At 73.1% G+C, this 17,747-nt stretch carries 13 protein-coding genes and 1 rRNA gene; 13 read left to right on the forward strand and 1 reads right to left on the reverse strand.

Annotated elements, in window-relative coordinates:
- The first annotated feature begins 397 nt into the window (after nt 1-397).
- The 11 genes from ABZ801_RS41320 to ABZ801_RS41370 all read left to right on the forward strand — a co-directional run bounded on the left by ABZ801_RS41320 (nt 398) and on the right by ABZ801_RS41370 (nt 11,614).
- A complete protein-coding gene (locus tag ABZ801_RS41320; protein ID WP_360709358.1) occupies nt 398-2,026 on the forward strand; it encodes an ABC-F family ATP-binding cassette domain-containing protein in 1,629 nt (542 codons plus the stop codon).
- A 131-nt stretch (nt 2,027-2,157) separates the two neighbouring features.
- Entirely contained in the window at nt 2,158-3,186 is a 1,029-nt protein-coding gene (gene argC, locus ABZ801_RS41325) for an N-acetyl-gamma-glutamyl-phosphate reductase (RefSeq protein ID WP_360709384.1), read from the forward strand.
- Nucleotides 3,183-4,337: a bifunctional glutamate N-acetyltransferase/amino-acid acetyltransferase ArgJ gene (gene argJ / locus ABZ801_RS41330; RefSeq protein ID WP_360709361.1), complete on the forward strand. Its 1,155-nt coding sequence runs from the start codon at nt 3,183-3,185 to the stop codon at nt 4,335-4,337. Before argC ends, argJ begins: the two co-directional genes overlap by 4 nt.
- Complete coding sequence (argB, locus tag ABZ801_RS41335; protein WP_344957926.1) at nt 4,334-5,260, forward strand: acetylglutamate kinase; 927 nt, start codon at nt 4,334-4,336, stop codon at nt 5,258-5,260. Before argJ ends, argB begins: the two co-directional genes overlap by 4 nt.
- Nucleotides 5,257-6,465, forward strand: a complete 1,209-nt coding sequence (locus ABZ801_RS41340; protein WP_360709364.1) for an acetylornithine transaminase — start codon at nt 5,257-5,259, stop codon at nt 6,463-6,465. Before argB ends, ABZ801_RS41340 begins: the two co-directional genes overlap by 4 nt.
- 3 nt (nt 6,466-6,468) lie before the next feature.
- Nucleotides 6,469-7,380, forward strand: a complete 912-nt coding sequence (gene argF / locus ABZ801_RS41345) for an ornithine carbamoyltransferase (RefSeq protein WP_344957930.1) — start codon at nt 6,469-6,471, stop codon at nt 7,378-7,380.
- A 2-nt stretch (nt 7,381-7,382) separates the two neighbouring features.
- Complete coding sequence (locus ABZ801_RS41350; RefSeq protein ID WP_344957932.1) at nt 7,383-7,898, forward strand: arginine repressor; 516 nt, start codon at nt 7,383-7,385, stop codon at nt 7,896-7,898.
- Nucleotides 7,899-8,098: 200 nt separating this feature from the next.
- The gene (gene argH, locus ABZ801_RS41355; protein WP_344957934.1) at nt 8,099-9,520 is read left to right on the forward strand and encodes an argininosuccinate lyase; all 1,422 of its coding nucleotides are present in this window, start codon (nt 8,099-8,101) and stop codon (nt 9,518-9,520) included.
- A gap of 168 nt (nt 9,521-9,688) precedes the next feature.
- The gene (locus ABZ801_RS41360; RefSeq protein WP_360709369.1) at nt 9,689-10,351 is read left to right on the forward strand and encodes a DNA-3-methyladenine glycosylase; all 663 of its coding nucleotides are present in this window, start codon (nt 9,689-9,691) and stop codon (nt 10,349-10,351) included.
- 22 nt (nt 10,352-10,373) lie between these two features.
- The gene (locus ABZ801_RS41365; RefSeq protein ID WP_360709372.1) at nt 10,374-10,748 is read left to right on the forward strand and encodes a hypothetical protein; all 375 of its coding nucleotides are present in this window, start codon (nt 10,374-10,376) and stop codon (nt 10,746-10,748) included.
- A gap of 197 nt (nt 10,749-10,945) precedes the next feature.
- Nucleotides 10,946-11,614, forward strand: a complete 669-nt coding sequence (locus ABZ801_RS41370) for an Ig-like domain-containing protein (RefSeq protein ID WP_360709375.1) — start codon at nt 10,946-10,948, stop codon at nt 11,612-11,614.
- A 76-nt stretch (nt 11,615-11,690) separates the two neighbouring features.
- Here the strand turns inward: ABZ801_RS41370 and ABZ801_RS41375 are convergent, their stop codons facing one another.
- The gene (locus ABZ801_RS41375) at nt 11,691-14,447 is read right to left on the reverse strand and encodes an AAA family ATPase (protein ID WP_360709378.1); all 2,757 of its coding nucleotides are present in this window, start codon (nt 14,445-14,447) and stop codon (nt 11,691-11,693) included.
- A 588-nt stretch (nt 14,448-15,035) separates the two neighbouring features.
- Between ABZ801_RS41375 and tyrS the strand changes: the two genes are divergently transcribed.
- Nucleotides 15,036-16,313: a tyrosine--tRNA ligase gene (gene tyrS, locus ABZ801_RS41380; RefSeq protein WP_360709381.1), complete on the forward strand. Its 1,278-nt coding sequence runs from the start codon at nt 15,036-15,038 to the stop codon at nt 16,311-16,313.
- 1,360 nt (nt 16,314-17,673) lie between these two features.
- Nucleotides 17,674-17,747, forward strand: a 16S ribosomal RNA gene (locus ABZ801_RS41385); the annotation flags it as partial.

A 17,747-nucleotide genomic window follows, 5' to 3' on the forward strand; every position in this document is an offset into this window, starting at 1 on the left:
GACGCTCGGCTGGGACACCCCAGCCGAGCGTCTCGCTAAGCTCCTGGCCGAAGCCAGTTGATCAACCGGTGTTGCGACGACCCCTCGAATGCGCCATGCCGGTGCGGGGCCGTTTCTCGTGCGCACGGGAATAACCCTTGGGACCTTTGTGTTGGGGGCTGATGTCCGGCTAGGCTGGATCGGTCTTATCGTCGCCCGGCAGGGGAGTCCGTTGGAGAACTGAGGTCGCCGACACCGCGCGGCAGCACGCCGAAGGCGTCATGCGCGCACGTGACCTCAGGCAGGACTTTCCGTCCCGGGCTTTTTCTGTGCCCGCGCGCCGTCCGTGCGCGCGTCCCGCGGTGTCTCCATGTGTTCCGCATTCGAATGTCGACGCGTTCATGGAGGGCCGCCACTGATGTCTTTTTCCATCGTCTGTTCGGATCTGTCGTTCGCCTGGCCGGACGGCACCGTGGTGCTGGACGGGCTGGACGCCGCGTTCGGCACCGGCCGCACGGGCCTGATCGGTGTCAACGGGTCCGGGAAGTCCACGCTGCTGCGGCTGATCGCCGGGGAGCTGCGGCCGGCGTCCGGGACGGTGAGCGTGGACGGGCAGGTCGGCCACCTGCCGCAGAACCTGCCGCTCGGCACCGCCCGCACCGTGTCCGACCTGCTCGGGATCACCGCGACCCGCCGGGCGCTGCACGCGATCGAGCGGGGCGAGGCCACCGAGGACGACTTCGCCGCCGTCGGCGACGACTGGGACGTGGAGGAACGCGCCCGCGCCCAGCTCGACCGCCTCGGCCTGGAGCACCTCGACCTGGACCGCACGGTGGCGGCGCTGTCGGGCGGCGAGTCGGTCATGGTGGGGCTGGCCGCGCTGCTGCTGGCCCGTCCCGACGTCCTGCTGCTGGACGAGCCCACCAACAACCTGGACCTGGACGCCCGGCGCCGCCTGTACGACGCGGTCGCCGCCTGGCCGGGCGTGCTGGTGGTGGTCAGCCACGACCGGAAGCTGCTGGAGCTGGTGGACGAGATCGCCGACCTGCGCGACGGCGCCGTCCGCACGTTCGGCGGGAACCTGCCGGCCTACGAGGAGCTGCTGGCGGTGGAGCGGGAGGCGGCCGAACGCGCCGTCCGCTCGGCGGAGACGCATCTGCGGCGGCAGAAGCGCGAGCTGGAGGAGGCGCATGTGAAGCTGGCCCGCCGCGTCCGCTACGGCAACAAGATGTACGACAGCAAGCGCGAGCCGAAGATCGTCATGAACGCGCGCAAGCGGGAGGCGCAGGTGTCGGCGGGCAAGCACCGCATCATGCACGAGCAGCGCCTGGCCGACGCGCGCGACCGGCTCGCCGAGGCCGAGGAGGCGGTCCGCGAGGACGAGGAGATCCGGGTCGAGCTGCCCGCCACCGAGGTCCCGGCGGGCCGCACCGTGCTGACCGTCACCGGGCTGCGCGCGCCCGAGCCGGGCTCCCTGGAGGAGCTGATCGTGCGGGGGCCGGAGCGCATCGCGCTGGTCGGCCCGAACGGCTCGGGCAAGACGACGCTGCTGCGCGCGGTCGCCGGCGAGACGGTGCCCGAGGCCGGGGCGTTCACGGCGGGCACGACCGTCAGGACGGGCGTGGAGGGCGTGCGGTACCTCCCGCAACGCCTCGACGTCCTGGACGACGCGCTGAGCGTGGTCGACAACGTGCGGGCCTTCGCCCCGTCGGCGTCGGTGAACGCGGTGCGGGCCGGACTGGCGCGGTTCCTGTTCCGCGGCGCCCGCGCCGACCGGCCCGCGGGCACGCTGTCGGGCGGTGAGCGGTTCCGGGCGGTGCTGGCGGCGCTGCTGCTGGCCGAGCCCGCGCCGCGCCTGCTGATGCTGGACGAGCCGACCAACAACCTGGACCTGGCCAGCGTGCACAGGCTCGGCGAGGCGCTGGACGCCTACCGGGGCGCGCTGATCGTGGTCAGCCACGACCTGCCGTTCCTGCGTGCGCTGGGCATCACCCGCTGGCTGCGCATGGACCGCGCCGCCGGACTGGCCGAGGTCGACGCCATGTGAGCGCGAGCTGAGCTGGAACGACACGGTCGCCTGTCGCCGCCGACGGAGTAACGTTACGGACCCGGCTTTGAATATTCATCCATCATGCTGCATACTCTTGCTGAACGTGGTGAGAGAAGGGCGGGGTGCGGATGGGCATCCGGGCGGCGGTGGCGGGCGCCAGCGGCTACGCGGGCGGTGAGGTCCTGCGGATCCTGGCGGGCCACCCCGAGTTCGAGATCGGCACGGTGACGGCGGGCGCCAACGCGGGCACGCCGCTGGGCGCGCACCAGCCGCACCTGCGTCCGCTGGCCGGGCGGGTCCTGGCCGAGACGACGCCGGAGGTCCTGGCCGGGCACGACGCGGTGTTCCTCGCGCTGCCGCACGGCCAGTCCGCGGCGATCGCCGAGCGGCTGGGCGACGACGTGCTCGTGGTCGACTGCGGCGCCGACTTCCGCCTGGCCGACCCCGCCGACTGGGAGCACTTCTACGGCACCCCGCACGCGGGCACCTGGCCGTACGGGCTGCCCGAACTGCCCGGCCACCGCGAGCGCCTGCGCGGCACCCGCCGTATCGCCGTGCCCGGCTGCTACCCGACGGCCGTGCTGCTGGCGCTGTTCCCGGCGTTCGCCGCCGGGCTGGCCGAGCCGGACGTCGTGGTCGTCGCCGCGTCCGGCACCTCCGGCGCGGGCCGCGCCCTCAAGCCGCACCTGCTGGGCAGCGAGGTCATGGGCTCGGTCAGCGCCTACGGCGTGGGCGGCGGCCACCGGCACACCCCGGAGATGGCGCAGGGCCTCAGCGCCGTCGCCGGCGAGCCGGTCACCGTGTCGTTCACGCCCACCCTGGCGCCGATGAGCCGCGGCATCCTGGCCACCTGCACCGCCAGGGCCCGGCCCGGCGTCACCGCCGAGACGCTGCGCGCCGCCTACGAGCGGGCGTACGCCGACGAGCCGTTCGTCGGGCTGCTGCCCGAGGGCACCTGGCCCGCCACGTCCATGACCCTGGGCGCGAACACCGCGCTCGTGCAGACCGCCCTCGACGAGCGCGCCGGGCGCCTCGTCGTGGTCGCCGCCATCGACAACCTCGCCAAGGGCACCGCCGGGGGCGCTGTGCAGAGCGCCAACCTCGCCCTCGGCCTGCCCGAAGAACTCGGACTCACCACGATCGGAGTGTCCCCGTGAGCGTCACCGCCCCCCGGGGGTTCCGCGCCGCCGGCGTCGTCGCCGGGCTCAAGGACGGCGGAATCCGCGACCTGGCCCTGGTCGTCAACGACGGCCCCTCCCGCGCGGCGGCCGGCGTCTTCACCCGCAACCGCGTGAAGGCCGCCCCCGTCCTGTGGTCCCAGCAGGTCCTCCAAAGCGGCCGCGTGCGCGCGGTGGTGCTCAACTCCGGCGGCGCCAACGCCTGCACCGGCGCGGCCGGGTTCCAGGACACCCACGCCACCGCCGAGAAGGCCGCCGAGCTGCTGGCCGACTCGGCCGGCGAGATCGCGGTGTGCTCCACCGGCCTGATCGGCGAGCGGCTGCCCATGGACAAACTCCTGCCCGGCGTGGAGGCGGCCGTGGCCGAGCTGTCGCGCGGCGACGGGGGACTGGCCGCCGCCGACGCCATCCGCACCACCGACACCGTCGCCAAGATCGCCTTCCGGCCGGGCGACGGCTACATGATCGGCGGCATGGCCAAGGGCGCGGGCATGCTCGCGCCGTCGCTGGCCACCATGCTGTGCGTGCTGACCACCGACGCCGACCTGGACGCCGCCGCCCTCGACCGGGCCCTGCGCGCCGCCACGTCCGTCACCCTCGACCGGCTGGACGCCGACGGCTGCATGTCCACCAACGACACCGTGCTGCTGCTGGCGTCCGGTGCCAGCGGCGTCACCCCGGACGAGGCGGCGTTCACCGAGCTGCTCACCGACCTGTGCGCCGACCTGACCCGGCAGCTGCTGGTCGACGCCGAGGGCGCGGCCAAGGCCATCGCCATCGAGGTCGTCGGCGCCGCCAGCGAGGACGACGCCGTCACCGTGGGCCGCTCCATCGCCCGCAACAACCTGCTCAAGTGCGCCATCCACGGCGAGGACCCCAACTGGGGCCGGGTGCTGTCGGCGGTCGGCACCACCGACGCGGTGTTCGAGCCCGACCATCTCAACGTCGCCATCAACGGCGTGTGGGTGTGCCGCAACGGCTCGTTCGGCGACGACCGCGACAAGGTCGACCTGCGGCCCCGCGACGTCACCATCACCGTCGACCTGTCGGCCGGCACGCACAGCGCCACCGTCTGGACCACCGACCTGACCGCCGACTACGTCCACGAGAACTCGGCGTACTCGACATGAGCGACATCGTCTCCGGAGCGCGGGTGCGCAAGAACCGGGCCGGGGTCCTGGACAAGGCCGAGACCCTGATCAAGGCCCTGCCGTGGCTGGAGCGCTTCCACGGCAAGACCGTCGTGATCAAGTACGGCGGGCACGCCATGACCGACGAGGCGCTGCGCTCCACGTTCGCCGAGGACGTGGTGTTCCTGCGGTACGCGGGGCTGCGCCCGGTGATCGTCCACGGCGGCGGCCCGCAGATCAATGCCGCCCTCGACAAGCAGGGCATCGAGTCCACGTTCACCGCCGGGCTGCGCGTCACCACCCCCGAGGCCATGGAGGTGGTGCGGATGGTGCTGGTCGGGCAGGTCGGCCGGGACGTGGTCGGGCTGATCAACCGGCACGGCCCGTTCGCCGTCGGCATGTCCGGCGAGGACGCCAACCTGTTCACCGCCGAACGCAAGCACGCCGTCGTGGACGGCGAGCCGGTCGACATCGGCCAGGTCGGCGAGATCGTCGAGGTGCAGGTCGACGCGGTGCGGGCGCTGCTGGACGACGGCCGCATCCCGGTGGTGTCCAGCGTCGCCCGCGGCGACGACGGCGAGATCTACAACGTCAACGCCGACACCGCCGCCGCCGCGCTGGCCGTCGCGCTCGACGCGGCCAAGCTGGTGGTCCTCACCGACGTGGAGGGCCTGTACGCCGACTGGCCCGACAGCGACGACGTCATCGACCGCCTCACCACCGACGAGCTGGCCGCGCTGCTGCCGGGACTGTCGTCGGGCATGGTGCCCAAGATGGAGGCGTGCCTGCACGCGGTGCGCGGCGGGGTGCCGCGCGCGCACGTGCTGGACGGCCGCGTGCCCCACTCGCTGCTGCTGGAGATCTTCACCGACGAAGGGATCGGGACGATGGTCCTGCCCAGCCCCATGGAGGCGGGGAAATGAACGACGAGCTGAGAAAGCGGTTCGAGGCCGCGTTCATGCCCAACTACGGCGTGCCGCAGGTGGCGCTGGCGCGCGGCGAGGGCAGCCGGGTCTGGGACGCCGACGGCAACGCCTACCTCGACCTGATCGCGGGCATCGCCGTCAGCTCCCTCGGGCACGGCCACCCCGCCCTGGTCGAGGCGGTCACCGCGCAGGTCGCGCGGCTGGCCCACACCTCCAACCTGTTCCTGCACGAGCCGGAGGTGCTGCTGGCCGAGCGGCTGCGCGACCTGCTCGGCGGCGACGGCAGGGTGTTCTTCGCCAACAGCGGCACCGAGGCCAACGAGTGCGCGGTCAAGCTGGCCGTCAAGCACGGCAAGGCGCACGGCCGCACGTACTTCGTGGCCACCGAGAACGGATTCCACGGCCGCACCATGGGCGCGTTGGCGCTGACGGGCAAGGCGTCCATCCGCGAGCCGTTCGGGCCGTTCGGACTGGACGTGCGGTTCGTCCCCTACGGCGACGCCGAAGCCCTGGAGGCCGCCGTCACCGACCAGTGCGCGGCCGTGTTCCTGGAGCCCACCCAGGGCGAGGCCGGGGTCGTGCCACCGCCGGACGGCTACTTCGCCGCGGCGCGGCGGATCTGCGACGCCACCGGCGCGCTGCTGGTGGCCGACGAGATCCAGTCGGCCATCGGCCGCACCGGCGCCTGGTTCGCCCACCAGCACGACAACGTCCGCCCCGACGTGCTCACCCTCGCCAAGGGCCTGGGCGGCGGCATGCCGATCGGCGCGTGCGTCGCGCTCGGCCCCTACGGCGAGGTGTTCGCCAAGGGCGACCACGGCTCCACCTTCGGCGGCAACCCCGTCAGCGCCGCCGCGGCCCTGGCCGTCCTGGACACCATCGAACGCGACGGCCTGCTCGCCAACGTCACCGAGGTCGGCGCGGTGCTGTCCGACGGGATCGCCGCGATCTCCCACCCGCTGCTGGCGGGCGTGCGCGGCCGCGGGCTGTGGCTGGGCGTGGTCCTGAACGGCGCGGTCGCCGCCGCCGTGGAGGCCGCCGCCCGCGACGCCGGATTCCTGGTCAACGCCGTGCAGCCGGACGCGGTCCGCCTGGCCCCGCCCCTGATCCTCACCGCCGGCGAGGCGCGGTCGTTCGTCGACGCGCTCCCGGCGATCCTCGACACGGCCGCCGAGGCCGTCCCGGCCGGTAAGGAGAACTGACCGATGGTCCGGCACTTCCTGCGCGACGACGACCTGACCCCCGCCGAGCAGGCCGAGGTCCTGGATCTGGCCGCCGAGCTCAAGCGCGACCGGTTCGCCCGCCGTCCCCTGGAGGGCCCGAGGTCGGTCGCGGTGCTGTTCGACAAGCCGTCCACCCGCACCCGCGTGTCGTTCGCCGTCGGCATCGCCGAGCTGGGCGGCCACGCCCTGGTCATGGACGCCGGCTCCAGCCAGCTCGGCCGCGGCGAGACGATCGCCGACACCGCACGCGTGCTGGAACGGCAGGTCAGCGCGATCGTGTGGCGCACCTCCGGGCAGGAGCGCATCGAGGAGATGGCCGACGGCACCACCGTGCCCGTCGTCAACGCCCTCACCGACCTGTTCCACCCCTGCCAGGTCCTGGCCGACCTGCAGACCGTCCGGGAGGCCAAGGGCGCCCTGAACGGCCTCACCCTGGCCTACTTCGGCGACGGCGCCAACAACATGGCCCACTCCTACCTGCTGGGCGGCGCCACCGCCGGCATGCACGTGCGGATCGCCGCGCCCGAGCAGCTCCCGCCGGACGCCGCCGTCGTCGACCGCGCCACCGAGATCGCCGCGGCGACCGGCGGGTCGGTCACCGTCACCGCCGACGCCAAGCGCGCCGCCGCGGGCGCCGACGTGCTGGCCACCGACACGTGGGTGTCCATGGGCCAGGAGGGCAAGGACACCTCCGTCTACGAGCCGTACGCGATCGACGAGGCGCTGCTCGCCCAGGCCGCCCCCGACGCCTGCGTGCTGCACTGCCTGCCGGCCTACCGCGGCAAGGAGATCGCCGCCGCCGTCCTGGACGGGCCGCAGAGCCTGGTGTGGGATGAGGCCGAGAACCGCCTGCACGCCCAGAAGGCCCTGCTGACCTGGTTGCTGGAGCACTGACCATGACCACCCCGCTCACCAAGACCGCCCGCCAGGCCCGGGTGATCGAGCTGCTCACCCGGCATCCCGTGCACTCCCAGGGGGAGCTGGCCAAGCTGCTGGCCGACGAGGGCGTCGAGGTCACCCAGGCCACGCTGTCGCGCGACCTGGTGGAGATCGGGGCGGTCAAGCTGCGCGCCCAGGACGGCAGCCTCATCTACGCGGTGCCCGGCGAGGGCGGCGAACGCATCCGCCGCGCCGCCACCGGCGCCGCCGAGACCTTCACCGGGCGGCTCGCCCGGGTGGCCGCCGAGCTGCTGGTGTCGGCCGAGGCGTCGGCCAACCTGGTGATCGTGCGCACCCCGGCGGGCGCCGCCCAGTACCTGGCCTCGGCGATCGACCACGCCGAGTGGCCCACCATCCTCGGCACGGTGGCCGGCGACGACACCGTCCTGGTGATCGCCCGCGACCCGGACGGGGGTGAGTCGGTCGCCCAGTCCCTGCTGCGCCTGACGAACGGACGCGAACGACGAGCCTAGGGGGCCGCGCGCCCCCGCAGGAACACCTGACCGCGTTCCCGGCCGAGACCGGGGCCGCACGGGACGGGGCATGCCGCCCTCCCCGGCGAAGTGGTCGTACGCTGATGCGGGACATGCCGCGTGACCCCGGCCCGAGACGGCCCGGGTGCAGCCGACGCGGTAGACAGAAACTCAGCCATGACGGTGGGAAGAGGAATTTCGTGACCAAGGCACCGACGCGACTGTGGGGCGGACGGTTCGAGGGCGGTCCGTCGGACGCGCTCGCGCGGCTCTCGGTGAGCGTCCAGTTCGACTGGCGGCTGGCCCCCTACGACCTCATGGGGTCGCGCGCGCACGCCCGCGTGCTCAACCGGGCGGGCCTGCTCACCGACGAGGAGCTCGACCGCATGCTCGGTGCCCTGGACGACCTGGAGGAGGCGTGCCGGTCGGGCGAGTTCCGGCCCACCGTCGCCGACGAGGACGTCCACACGGCGCTGGAGCGCGGCCTGCTGGAGCGCCTCGGCACCCTCGGCGGCAAGCTGCGCGCCGGCCGCAGCCGCAACGACCAGGTCGCCACCGACCTGCGCCTGTACCTGCGCGACCACGTCCGGCAGATCGTGCACCGGCTGGTCGAGCTGGAGACCGCGCTGATCGCCCAGGCCGACCACAACCTGGGCGTGGCCGCGCCCGGCATGACCCACCTGCAGCACGCCCAGCCCGTGCTGTTCTCCCACCAGCTGCTGGCGCACGTGCAGCCGCTGACCCGCGACATCGACCGGCTGCGCGACTGGGACCGGCGCGCGGCCGTCTCCCCGCTGGGCTCGGGCGCCCTGGCCGGCTCGTCGCTGCCGCTGGACCCGCAGGCCACCGCCGAGGAGCTGGGCTTCGACTCGGCCGCGCCCAACTCCATGGACGCCGTCGCCGACCGCGACTTCGTCGCCGAGTTCCTGTTCGCCGCCGCGCTGATCGGGGTGCACCTGTCGCGGCTGGGCGAGGAGGTCTGCCTGTGGGCCTCGCAGGAGTTCCGCTGGATCGAGATGGACGACACCTACGCCACCGGGTCGTCCATCATGCCGCAGAAGAAGAACCCCGACGTGGCGGAGCTGGCCCGCGGCAAGGCCGGTCGGCTCATCGGCCACCTGGTGGGCCTGCTGACCACCCTCAAGGGCCTGCCCCTGACCTACAACCGCGACCTGCAGGAGGACAAGGAGGGCGCCTTCGACGCCGTCGAGACGCTGCTGCTGGTCCTGCCCGCGATGTCCGGGCTGATCGCCACGATGCGGGTCAACACCGAGCGGCTGGAGGCGACGGCGCCCGACGGGTTCGCCCTGGCCACCGACCTGGCCGAGCTGCTGGTGCGGCGCGGCGTCCCGTTCCGCGAGGCGCACGAGGTCGTCGGCCACCTGGTGGTGTGGTGCCAGGTCAACGACAAGGACCTCGGCGACCTCACCGACGAGGACCTGGCCAAGGTGTCGCCGCACCTGACCCCGGACGTGCGGGAGGTCCTGGACGTCCACGGGGCGCTGGCGTCCCGCAAGGCGTACGGGGGCACCGCCCCCGACCGGGTCCGCGAGCAGCTGAGCGCGCTGCGCGCCCTCGTCAACGAGCACGCCGCCTGGGCCGCGGGCCCCGACGAGAGCTGATCCCCCCGTCTCCCGACAAGCGGTACGGTGACAGGCCGACGCACACCCCGGGCGTCCCAGGCGCCCGGGGTGGCACCCGCGCCGCGCCCGGAACCTCCACCCGGCGGCCCGCGTCCGCAGATCATGGACGGAGACGGGGCGGCGCCCAGGCGGCATCACGGTGAGGTCATGGACGAAGTTCTGCTGCGACGCGACTTCTTCGACCGTCCGGTCGAAGAAGTCGCACCCGACCTGCTCGGACGTGTGCTCGCGCACCGTACGGACGAGGGCGAGGTCGCGGTACGGCTCACCGAGGTGGAGGCGTACGCCGGCCCCCTGGACCCGGCCTCCCACGCCTACCGGGGGCTGACCCCCCGGACCGCGGTGATGTTCGGCCCGCCCGGGCACGCCTACGTGTACTTCACCTACGGCATGCACTTCTGCGTCAACCTGGTGTGCGGCCCGGACGGCACCGCCTCGGCCGTCCTGCTGCGTGCCGGCCAGGTCATCGCGGGCGAGGACGTGGCGCGACGCCGCCGTCCACGCTCGACCGTACGGGACCTGGCACGCGGCCCCGCGAGGCTCTGCCAGTCCCTGGCCATCGCCCGCGAACAGAACGGCCTGGACGTCTGCTCACCCGGCGGGGAGCTGCGGATCCTGGCGGGGGACGGCCCCGTCGACCCGCCCCTCGTGCGGACGGGGCCGCGCACCGGCGTGAACGGCGGCAAGGAGACCCCCTGGCGCTTCTGGATCGACGGCGACCCCACCGTCTCCCCCTACCGCCCCCACGTCCCGCGCCGCCGCGGTTCGGGGAAGGCCGGGAACTCGGGAGCGGCGACCGCCGATGCCTGACCGCCGTAAAGCGTCACGCGCGGTGGCGGTGGTCCTGACAGCGCTGCTCGCGCAGGGAGCCACGGCGCTGGTGCTGCTGCTGGACACGCGCCTTCACCGTACGGAGAAGTTCGGCCGCATCGCCCAGCCCGCGACGGTGACGTACGAGGACGACAGGCGCCACTACGTCGGCGTCGTCCGGGAACGCAGCTGGATTTTCGGCCGCCACCAGGCCTACCGCCTGTACGCGGGCGGCAGTCCCGACCTCGGCTACGGCCACTTCGTCCGGCTGGAGTTCCTCGGGGTCGACCGGCCGGTGCCGGCCGGGGCCGACTGGCGCCGCGACGGCGTACGGGTCCGGTTCACCTCCGGGCACGAGGTGTTCGTCCCGGCGCGGTACTTCCTGGGCGGGCGATAGTACGACCCGCCGTCCGGCGCGCATCCGCCGCCCGGTGTTCAGGTCGTGATGACGGATGCGGCAATCCGGGGTGTCGTGCTCGCACGGGATGATGCCGGTCATATCGTCCGGCGTTTCCCGCCGCGGCGACGGATGCGGTCCGTCCGGGGGCCTCCCTAGCCTCATGATCGACTTTTCCGTCGAGGACAAGGACACCCATGAAGCAGAACAACCCCCCGAGCCGTTCGCTGCCGTCGCGCGCCCTCGCGGGACTCGCCGCCGGCACCGTGGCCGCCGTGATGATCGGCGCGTCGCCCGTCACTGCCGTCGCCGCCGGCGGCGGGGCGCCCGCCTGCATCGCCACGGACGAGATCGCCTTCCGCGGCCAGCCGCTGACCTGGCACGTCTCCGACCTCTGCGAGGATCCCGACGGCGACCCGATGACGATCGTCGGGGTCAGGACGCAGGGGGAGGGCACCGCCACCCACAGCACAGACACCGTCACCTTCCAGGGCGAGGTGCGGCCGGGTTACAGCGCGCAGGTGGACGTCACCGTCTCCGACGGCGCCGGCCAGAGCGTGGCCGAACTCAGGATCTCGCACGTCGATCCCGCCATCGGCACTCCGGTGGACGACTCCTACACCGTGCGACGCGGCCAGAAGATCACCTTCGATGTGCGCGACAACGACCAGAACGCCGCGGGCAACGGGGTGTGGATCACGAACGGCCCGTCTCTGGGGGACGCCCAGTCGAACGGCGACGGAACGATCACCTACACGGCGGCGGATCTCCCGGGGTCGGACACGTTCGAGTATGTCCTCACGAACCCCGCCAACGGGAACCAGAGCCTCCGTCCGGCGCGGGTCACGATCAAAGTCACCCAGTGAACGCGCCCCGGGTGTCCGCCACCGCGGGGCGGACACCCGGGCGGGCGCCGACCAGGCGCCGATGCCGGCGCCGGCGTCAGGGCGCCCTGCCCAGGTCGAGTCCCGCCAGTTCGCGGCGTGAGGCGACGCCGAGCTTGGGGAACGCCTTGTACAGGTGGTAACCGACCGTCCTCGGGCTGAGGAACAGCCGGGCGGCGATCTGCCGGTTGCTCAGGCCGGTGGCCGCCAGCCTGATGACCTGCAACTCCTGCGGGGTGAGGCGGTCCAGACCGCCGGCCTGGCGACCGGAGCCGACCCGGCGTTCGCCGGTGGCGCGCAGCTCGGCGCGGGCGCGGTCGGCCCAGGGCCGGGCGCCGAGCCGTTCGAATATCTCCAGAGCGGACCGCAGCTCGCGGCGGGCGTCGGCGCGGCGGCCGGCCCTGCGCAGCCACTCGCCGTACAACAGCTCGGTGCGCGCCCGCTCGAACGGCCGGTCGCCCCGCTGGTGCAGCCGGACCGCCTCGGCGTAGTACCGCTCGGCCTCCCGGCCGGAGGCCAGCAGCGCACGACAGCGCAGCGCCACCGCCTGAGCCCAGGCCTGACGGGTGTGCGCCGCCCACTCCGACCACCACTCCGACACCGTCCGCGCGATGTCGGACCGCCCCACCCGCACCGCCGCCTCCACCACGTCACCCGCCCGGTGCAGCGCCATCACGACGCGTACGTCGGGTGCGGCATCGCCGTACTCCTCCTCGTCCCTGCGCAGGGCGGCCTCGTACCGGCCCAGGGCGACGTCGAGCAGGTTCAGCGTGAGAAGGCGCAGTTCCCTCGCTGCCAGGTCCCTGACCTCGCCGATCCGCTCGGTCAGGGCCCGGCACCTGTCCTCGTCCCCCTCCAGGGCCGCCAGATACGCCAGGACGCCCGTCAGGTAGGCGGCGACCTGACGCTGGCCGGTGTCCCGGGCGACGCGCAGCCCCTCCTCGGCACTGGCCGAGGCGTCACGGTGCAGCCCCCGGACGATCTGCGACCGGGCCGTCAGCGCCAGCGCCGTCGGCAGTACGCCGACGGCGCCTTGGGCCCGGCACTCGTACTCGATGGTGAGGGCCCGCTCGTAGGCGGTGTCGTCGTCACCGAACACCAGGTCCCATATCGCGACCCTCGCACGCTGCTGTAACCCCAGCGGCCGCCCGTGATCACGCAGGCCCTCCAGCATGTCGTGAAGCCACGCCCACGACCTGGGCGGCTCCTCGGCGGCCGGCCGGGCCGGCTCCGGCGCGGCGCGCACCAGCCGGCCGGCGTTCCCCGCCGGCCGCGGCCGCAGCGCCGCCGCCCGCCGTGCGCAGGCTGCCGCGGCGGCGAAGTCGGCGGCGAGCCACGCGGCGGTGGTCGCCTCGGCGTACATGGCCGCCGCGGTGTCGTCGTCCCGTCCGGTGAGCATGCCCGCCGCGTCTGTCAGCAGGGCGTGCGCGGCCCGCGGACGGCCCTCGGCGGTGGCGACGGCGGCGCGGACCTGCGCGGCCCGCGCCAGGGCCGGCGGGTCCTCCAGATCGGGGATGGCCGCTTCGGCGAGCTCGGTGGCCCGCCGCCACCAGCCGGCGTCCAGGGCGGCCGTGGCCGCAGCCACCAGGCGGCGGCCACGGTCCAGCCGCGCGGGGGTGAGCTGGGCGGCCCGCTCGTAGGCGGCGGCGACCGCGGCGTAACCTCCCCGCGTGCGGGCGTGCTCGGCGCAGCGTTCCAGCGCGGCGGCCGTGTCCTCGTCCGGTCCGGTGGCGGCCGAGGCCAGGTGCCAGGCGCGCCGGTCGGCGTCGTCGGCATGGCCGTCCAGGGACTCGGCCAGTGCGCGGTGCGTGGCCAGCCGGAGGGTGACCGGCGCGTTCTGGTAGACGGCGGCGCGGATCAGCGGATGGCGGAACACCAGCCGGCCGTCGGTGACCCGGACGAGCCGTGCGGTCTCGGCCGGTGCGATGTCGGCGAGCGACGCGCCCAGCCGCCGGGCCGCCTCCAGCACCACGTCCAGGCGTCCGGTGTCATCGGCGGCGGCGACCAGCAGCAGCGCTCCGGTCCCGCCGGGAAGGGCGGCGACGCGGTCGCCGAAGGTCTGCCTGAGCCGGCTGGAGGCGGTCACCTCGCCGAGACCCACGGCCTGCACGGGCAGTTCACCGCGACGCTGGGCGGGACTGAGCGTGGCGGGCAGTTCCAGCAGGGCCAGCGGATTGCCCAGGGCGTCCTCCAGGATGCGGTCCCGCACCCGCGGTGACAGGTCCGCGGCCCGCTCGGCCAGCAGCTCGGCGGCGGCCGCGGCGTCCAGCCCGGCAAGGCGCAGCTCGGCGACGCCGGGGGCGGGGAAGGGCCGGTCGTCGTCACGAGCGGCGAAGACCAAGGCGACGCCCTCGGCCTCCAGACGGCGAGCGGCGAACAGCAGCGCCTCGGCCGAGGCGTGATCCAGCCAGTGCGCGTCGTCGACCAGGCACACCAGCGGACACCGCTCGGCCAGGTCGGCCAGCAGCGTCAGTACCGCCAGGCCCACCAGGAAAAGGTCCTTTCCGGGCGCGGGCACCAGGCCGAGCGCGCCGCGCAGCGCCTCGGCCTGCGGCGCGGGCAGCCGCCCGATGCCCTCCAGCGCCGGGCGCAGCAGCAGATGCAGTCCCGCGAAGGGCAGCTCCATCTCCGGCTCGACTCCCGCGCCGCGCAGCACCCGCACGCCGTCCCCGGCCGCCGCCGCCGCGTAGTCCAGCAAGGCGGACTTGCCGATCCCGGCCTCTCCCCGCAGCACCAGCGCCCCGCTCCGCCCCAGCCGGACGTCTGCCAGTAACCGATCTATCACCGCTTGTTCTCGCCCCCGACCGAAAAGCATGATCGGATCCTAGACCGCCGCCGTTTTCGCGGATCGGCTTCGCGCCCCATTCGCCGGACGCCCCGCGCACCGAGACGGGCGCCGAAATTCCGCGATGTCATCCGCGTGAGGAAACCACACGTCATATTCACGCGGCCGCACCTGTCGAGCCCGAAAGACGAGGCGCGGACCAGGCGGCGCACCCCACACCATCGCCGAATCCGGACGCGGGCGACTCCCCTCCGCCGAGTGATCGCCGTCTCCGTGGCAAATGACGCCTATTGAGCCTCGGGTGGCGGGCGTTGCCGGGACCCGCGGAGGCTCTCGGCCATTGTCGGCCGACGACACCTCGTCGTCGGGGCCATGGTCGATGGCACCGTGGCCCGGTACGGGTGAGCGGCGGACGGGAGACGGACGTCCGTGCCGGGAAGGGCATCCGAGGAGGCCACGCCCGGTTCGTGGAGCCGCCGGGGCGGTGAAATCGATGAGGCATCAGCTGTGCTGAGCCCGTAAGGTGTCTAGGACCCCCGGCTTCCGCGCGGGGGAGGACCGCGACGTATCGGCGGTCCATCCGCACCATGATGGACGTATCCGAAATCGAGGAAGAACGTGACCGACATCCTGGACGATCTGGCGTGGCGCGATCTGATCGCGCAGTCCACCGATCTGGATGACCTGCGGACGCTGCTCGCCGCGGGGCCGGTCACGCTGTATTGCGGCTTCGACCCGACCGCGCCGTCGCTGCACCTGGGCAACCTCATCCAGATCCTCACCCTGCGGCGCTTCCAGAAGGCCGGACACCGGCCGATCGGGCTCGTCGGCGGCGCCACCGGGCTGATCGGCGACCCCAGCGGCAAGAGCGCCGAACGCGTCCTGAACTCCAAGGAGACCGTCGCCGGCTGGGTGGAGCGCATCCACGGCCAGGTGTCGCGGTTCCTGGACTTCGGGGACGGCCCGACCGGCGCCCTCATGGTCAGCAACCTCGACTGGACCGGCCCGATGAGCGCCATCGAGTTCCTCCGCGACATCGGCAAGCACTTCCCGGTCAACCGGATGCTGGCCCGCGAGACCGTCCGCAAGCGCCTGGACACCACGGGCATGAGCTACACCGAGTTCAGCTACGTGCTGCTGCAGGCGATGGACTACCTGGAGCTGTACCGCCGGTACGGCTGCCGCCTGCAGACCGGCGGCAGCGACCAGTGGGGCAACCTCACCGCCGGCGTCGACCTCATCCGGCGCGTCGAGAGCGGCTCCGCGCACGCCCTGACCACGCCGCTGCTGACCAAGGCCGACGGCACCAAGTTCGGCAAGACCGCCGGCGGCGAGAACTACTGGCTCGACCCCGAGCTGACCTCGCCGTACGCCTTCTACCAGTTCTGGATCAACGCCGACGACCGGGACGTGGAGCGCTACCTGAAGGTCTTCAGCTTCCGCTCCCGGGAGGAGATCGAGGAACTGGTCAAGCAGGGCGCCGAACGGCCCGCCGCCCGCATGCCGCAACGCGCGCTCGCCGAGGAGGTCACCACGCTGGTGCACGGTGCCGAGGAGTGCGCCCGCGTGATCGCCGCGTCCCGGGCCCTGTTCGGCCAGGGCGAGCTGCAGGACCTGGACGAGCGGACCCTGCGGGCGGCGCTCGCCGAGGTGCCGCGCGCCGAGGTCCAGCCCGGCGAGCTGCCGCCCGTGGCCGACCTGTTCGCGTCCTCCGGCCTGTGCAAGAGCAAGTCCGAGGCCCGCCGCACGATCGCCCAGGGCGGCGCGTACCTCAACAACACCAAGGTCGAGGCCGAGGACGCCGTCCCGTCGCCCGACGACCTGCTGCACGGCCGCTTCCTGGTCCTGCGCCGGGGCAAGCGCAACATCGGCGGCGTCGAGGTCGTCCGTCCCTGACCCGGAGTGGTCTGCGTCCGCCCGGACGCCTGAGGGCATCCGGGTGGACGCAGCCCTCCAGCCGATGGTGCCGCTCCTCCTGTCCGATTGGGCGGGCGACGGAAGCGGGATGACGCTGCCTGCGGCGGACTACCACACGGCGGCGCCGGCCGCCTGCCACGTCGCGGATCGACCTCGGAGGCATGGCGGTCGCGGAGCAGGCCGAGCCGCTGGGCACCGAGCCGGCGCGGGGGCGGCGGGGCCGCTGCGGCACGGAAGACACGATGGTCGCCATCGTCTCCGTCGGCGCGCCCCGTTCCGCCCGTGGCGGCGACGCGCGGGCGATGGGGGCTGGCGGGTGATGGGGGCTGGCGGTGGTCACCGAGCCCTGGCCGCTGCCCATGATGTCGAGGTTCGCGTGGCGTCATCGCCTGGTCATCTCGGCTCTCGTTCTGCGCGCCGCCCACGCTCGGCTTCACCGGCGGCGATCACAGACTGGGGGGTGCGAGCCCTGCACTGCGGCTCCACACTGACAGCGGCATGCCCTCGACCGCGTCGACCCGGGCACCCCGCCCCGGCCTGCGGGAGACTGAAGACCTCCAAGGTGCGCCGCCTATCGGCGGGCGCGCCATGGATGGCGCAACCGAGTAGGTGCCGTTCTTCTGCAGGTTGGCCAGGAAGTGGTCCTCGTCGAGCATCGCGCCGTCTACCTGGACGCGGTCGGTGAGCAGGGGCGTGGCGAACGCTCCAGCCTCGGGGACGACGTCGAGCTCCGCCTCGGCTCGCGGGGCCGGGATCGGCCCACTCGGCCCGATTTGACGACTCCGTCGGACCTCCCTAATCTTCTTCGTGCCCCAAGGGGATGCGGGACGCCGGACACGGCGGACGGCCCCGGGGAACCTCCCGACATAAAACGGTTCGGAGTCCGCTCCGGGTGGTTGTAGTCTGGGAGGGTCAGCCCGGACGGGATGCAGGACGCCGCGTGTGCGGTGGCCGGCCCGCGGGACTCCTCCGCAGTAGTGATCTTCTGGGCGATCTTGTCGTCCGGGTGGTTGGTGTGCGGGGGGCTGGGCTGGGTCTGGATGTCGGGCTGGTTGGTCCGGTTGACAGGCGGGAAGGTTCCGGTAAGATAGAAGGGTTGCCCCGGAGTGGGGGCCTGCGAGAGCGGGTTCCGCGCGGTGGGTGTCCGTTTCTTGAGAACTCAACAGCGTGTTAAAAGCCAGTGCCTTTAGTTGGCTGGACTGAATCGTCTGGCCACCCCCGTTGCCCTGGTCCGTGAGGATTCGGGGTGGGGATTTCTTTGAGGCAGGCAGTCTTTCGGGACTGCATTGCCGGGATTTTCTCTGAGGTTTGGCCCGCTCGTGTGGTGGGTCGTTGGACCTTGATGGAGAGTTTGATCCTGGCTCAGGACGAACGCTGGCGGCGTGCTTAACACATGCAAGTCGAGCGGAAAGG

Source organism: Actinomadura sp. NPDC047616, assembly GCF_040642915.1.
GTDB classification, from domain to species: Bacteria; Actinomycetota; Actinomycetes; order Streptosporangiales; family Streptosporangiaceae; genus Spirillospora; species Spirillospora miaoliensis.

Coding starts and splice junctions, on each gene's coding strand:
- argB (WP_344957926.1), top strand. CDS start 4,334: ATGAGCGACATCGTCTCCGGAGCGCGGGTGCGCAAGAACCGGGCCGGG.
- ABZ801_RS41350 (WP_344957932.1), top strand. CDS start 7,383: ATGACCACCCCGCTCACCAAGACCGCCCGCCAGGCCCGGGTGATCGAG.
- ABZ801_RS41360 (WP_360709369.1), top strand. CDS start 9,689: ATGGACGAAGTTCTGCTGCGACGCGACTTCTTCGACCGTCCGGTCGAA.
- ABZ801_RS41320 (WP_360709358.1), top strand. CDS start 398: ATGTCTTTTTCCATCGTCTGTTCGGATCTGTCGTTCGCCTGGCCGGAC.
- argF (WP_344957930.1), top strand. CDS start 6,469: ATGGTCCGGCACTTCCTGCGCGACGACGACCTGACCCCCGCCGAGCAG.
- argC (WP_360709384.1), top strand. CDS start 2,158: ATGGGCATCCGGGCGGCGGTGGCGGGCGCCAGCGGCTACGCGGGCGGT.
- ABZ801_RS41340 (WP_360709364.1), top strand. CDS start 5,257: ATGAACGACGAGCTGAGAAAGCGGTTCGAGGCCGCGTTCATGCCCAAC.
- ABZ801_RS41370 (WP_360709375.1), top strand. CDS start 10,946: ATGAAGCAGAACAACCCCCCGAGCCGTTCGCTGCCGTCGCGCGCCCTC.
- ABZ801_RS41375 (WP_360709378.1), bottom strand. CDS start 14,447: ATGCTTTTCGGTCGGGGGCGAGAACAAGCGGTGATAGATCGGTTACTG.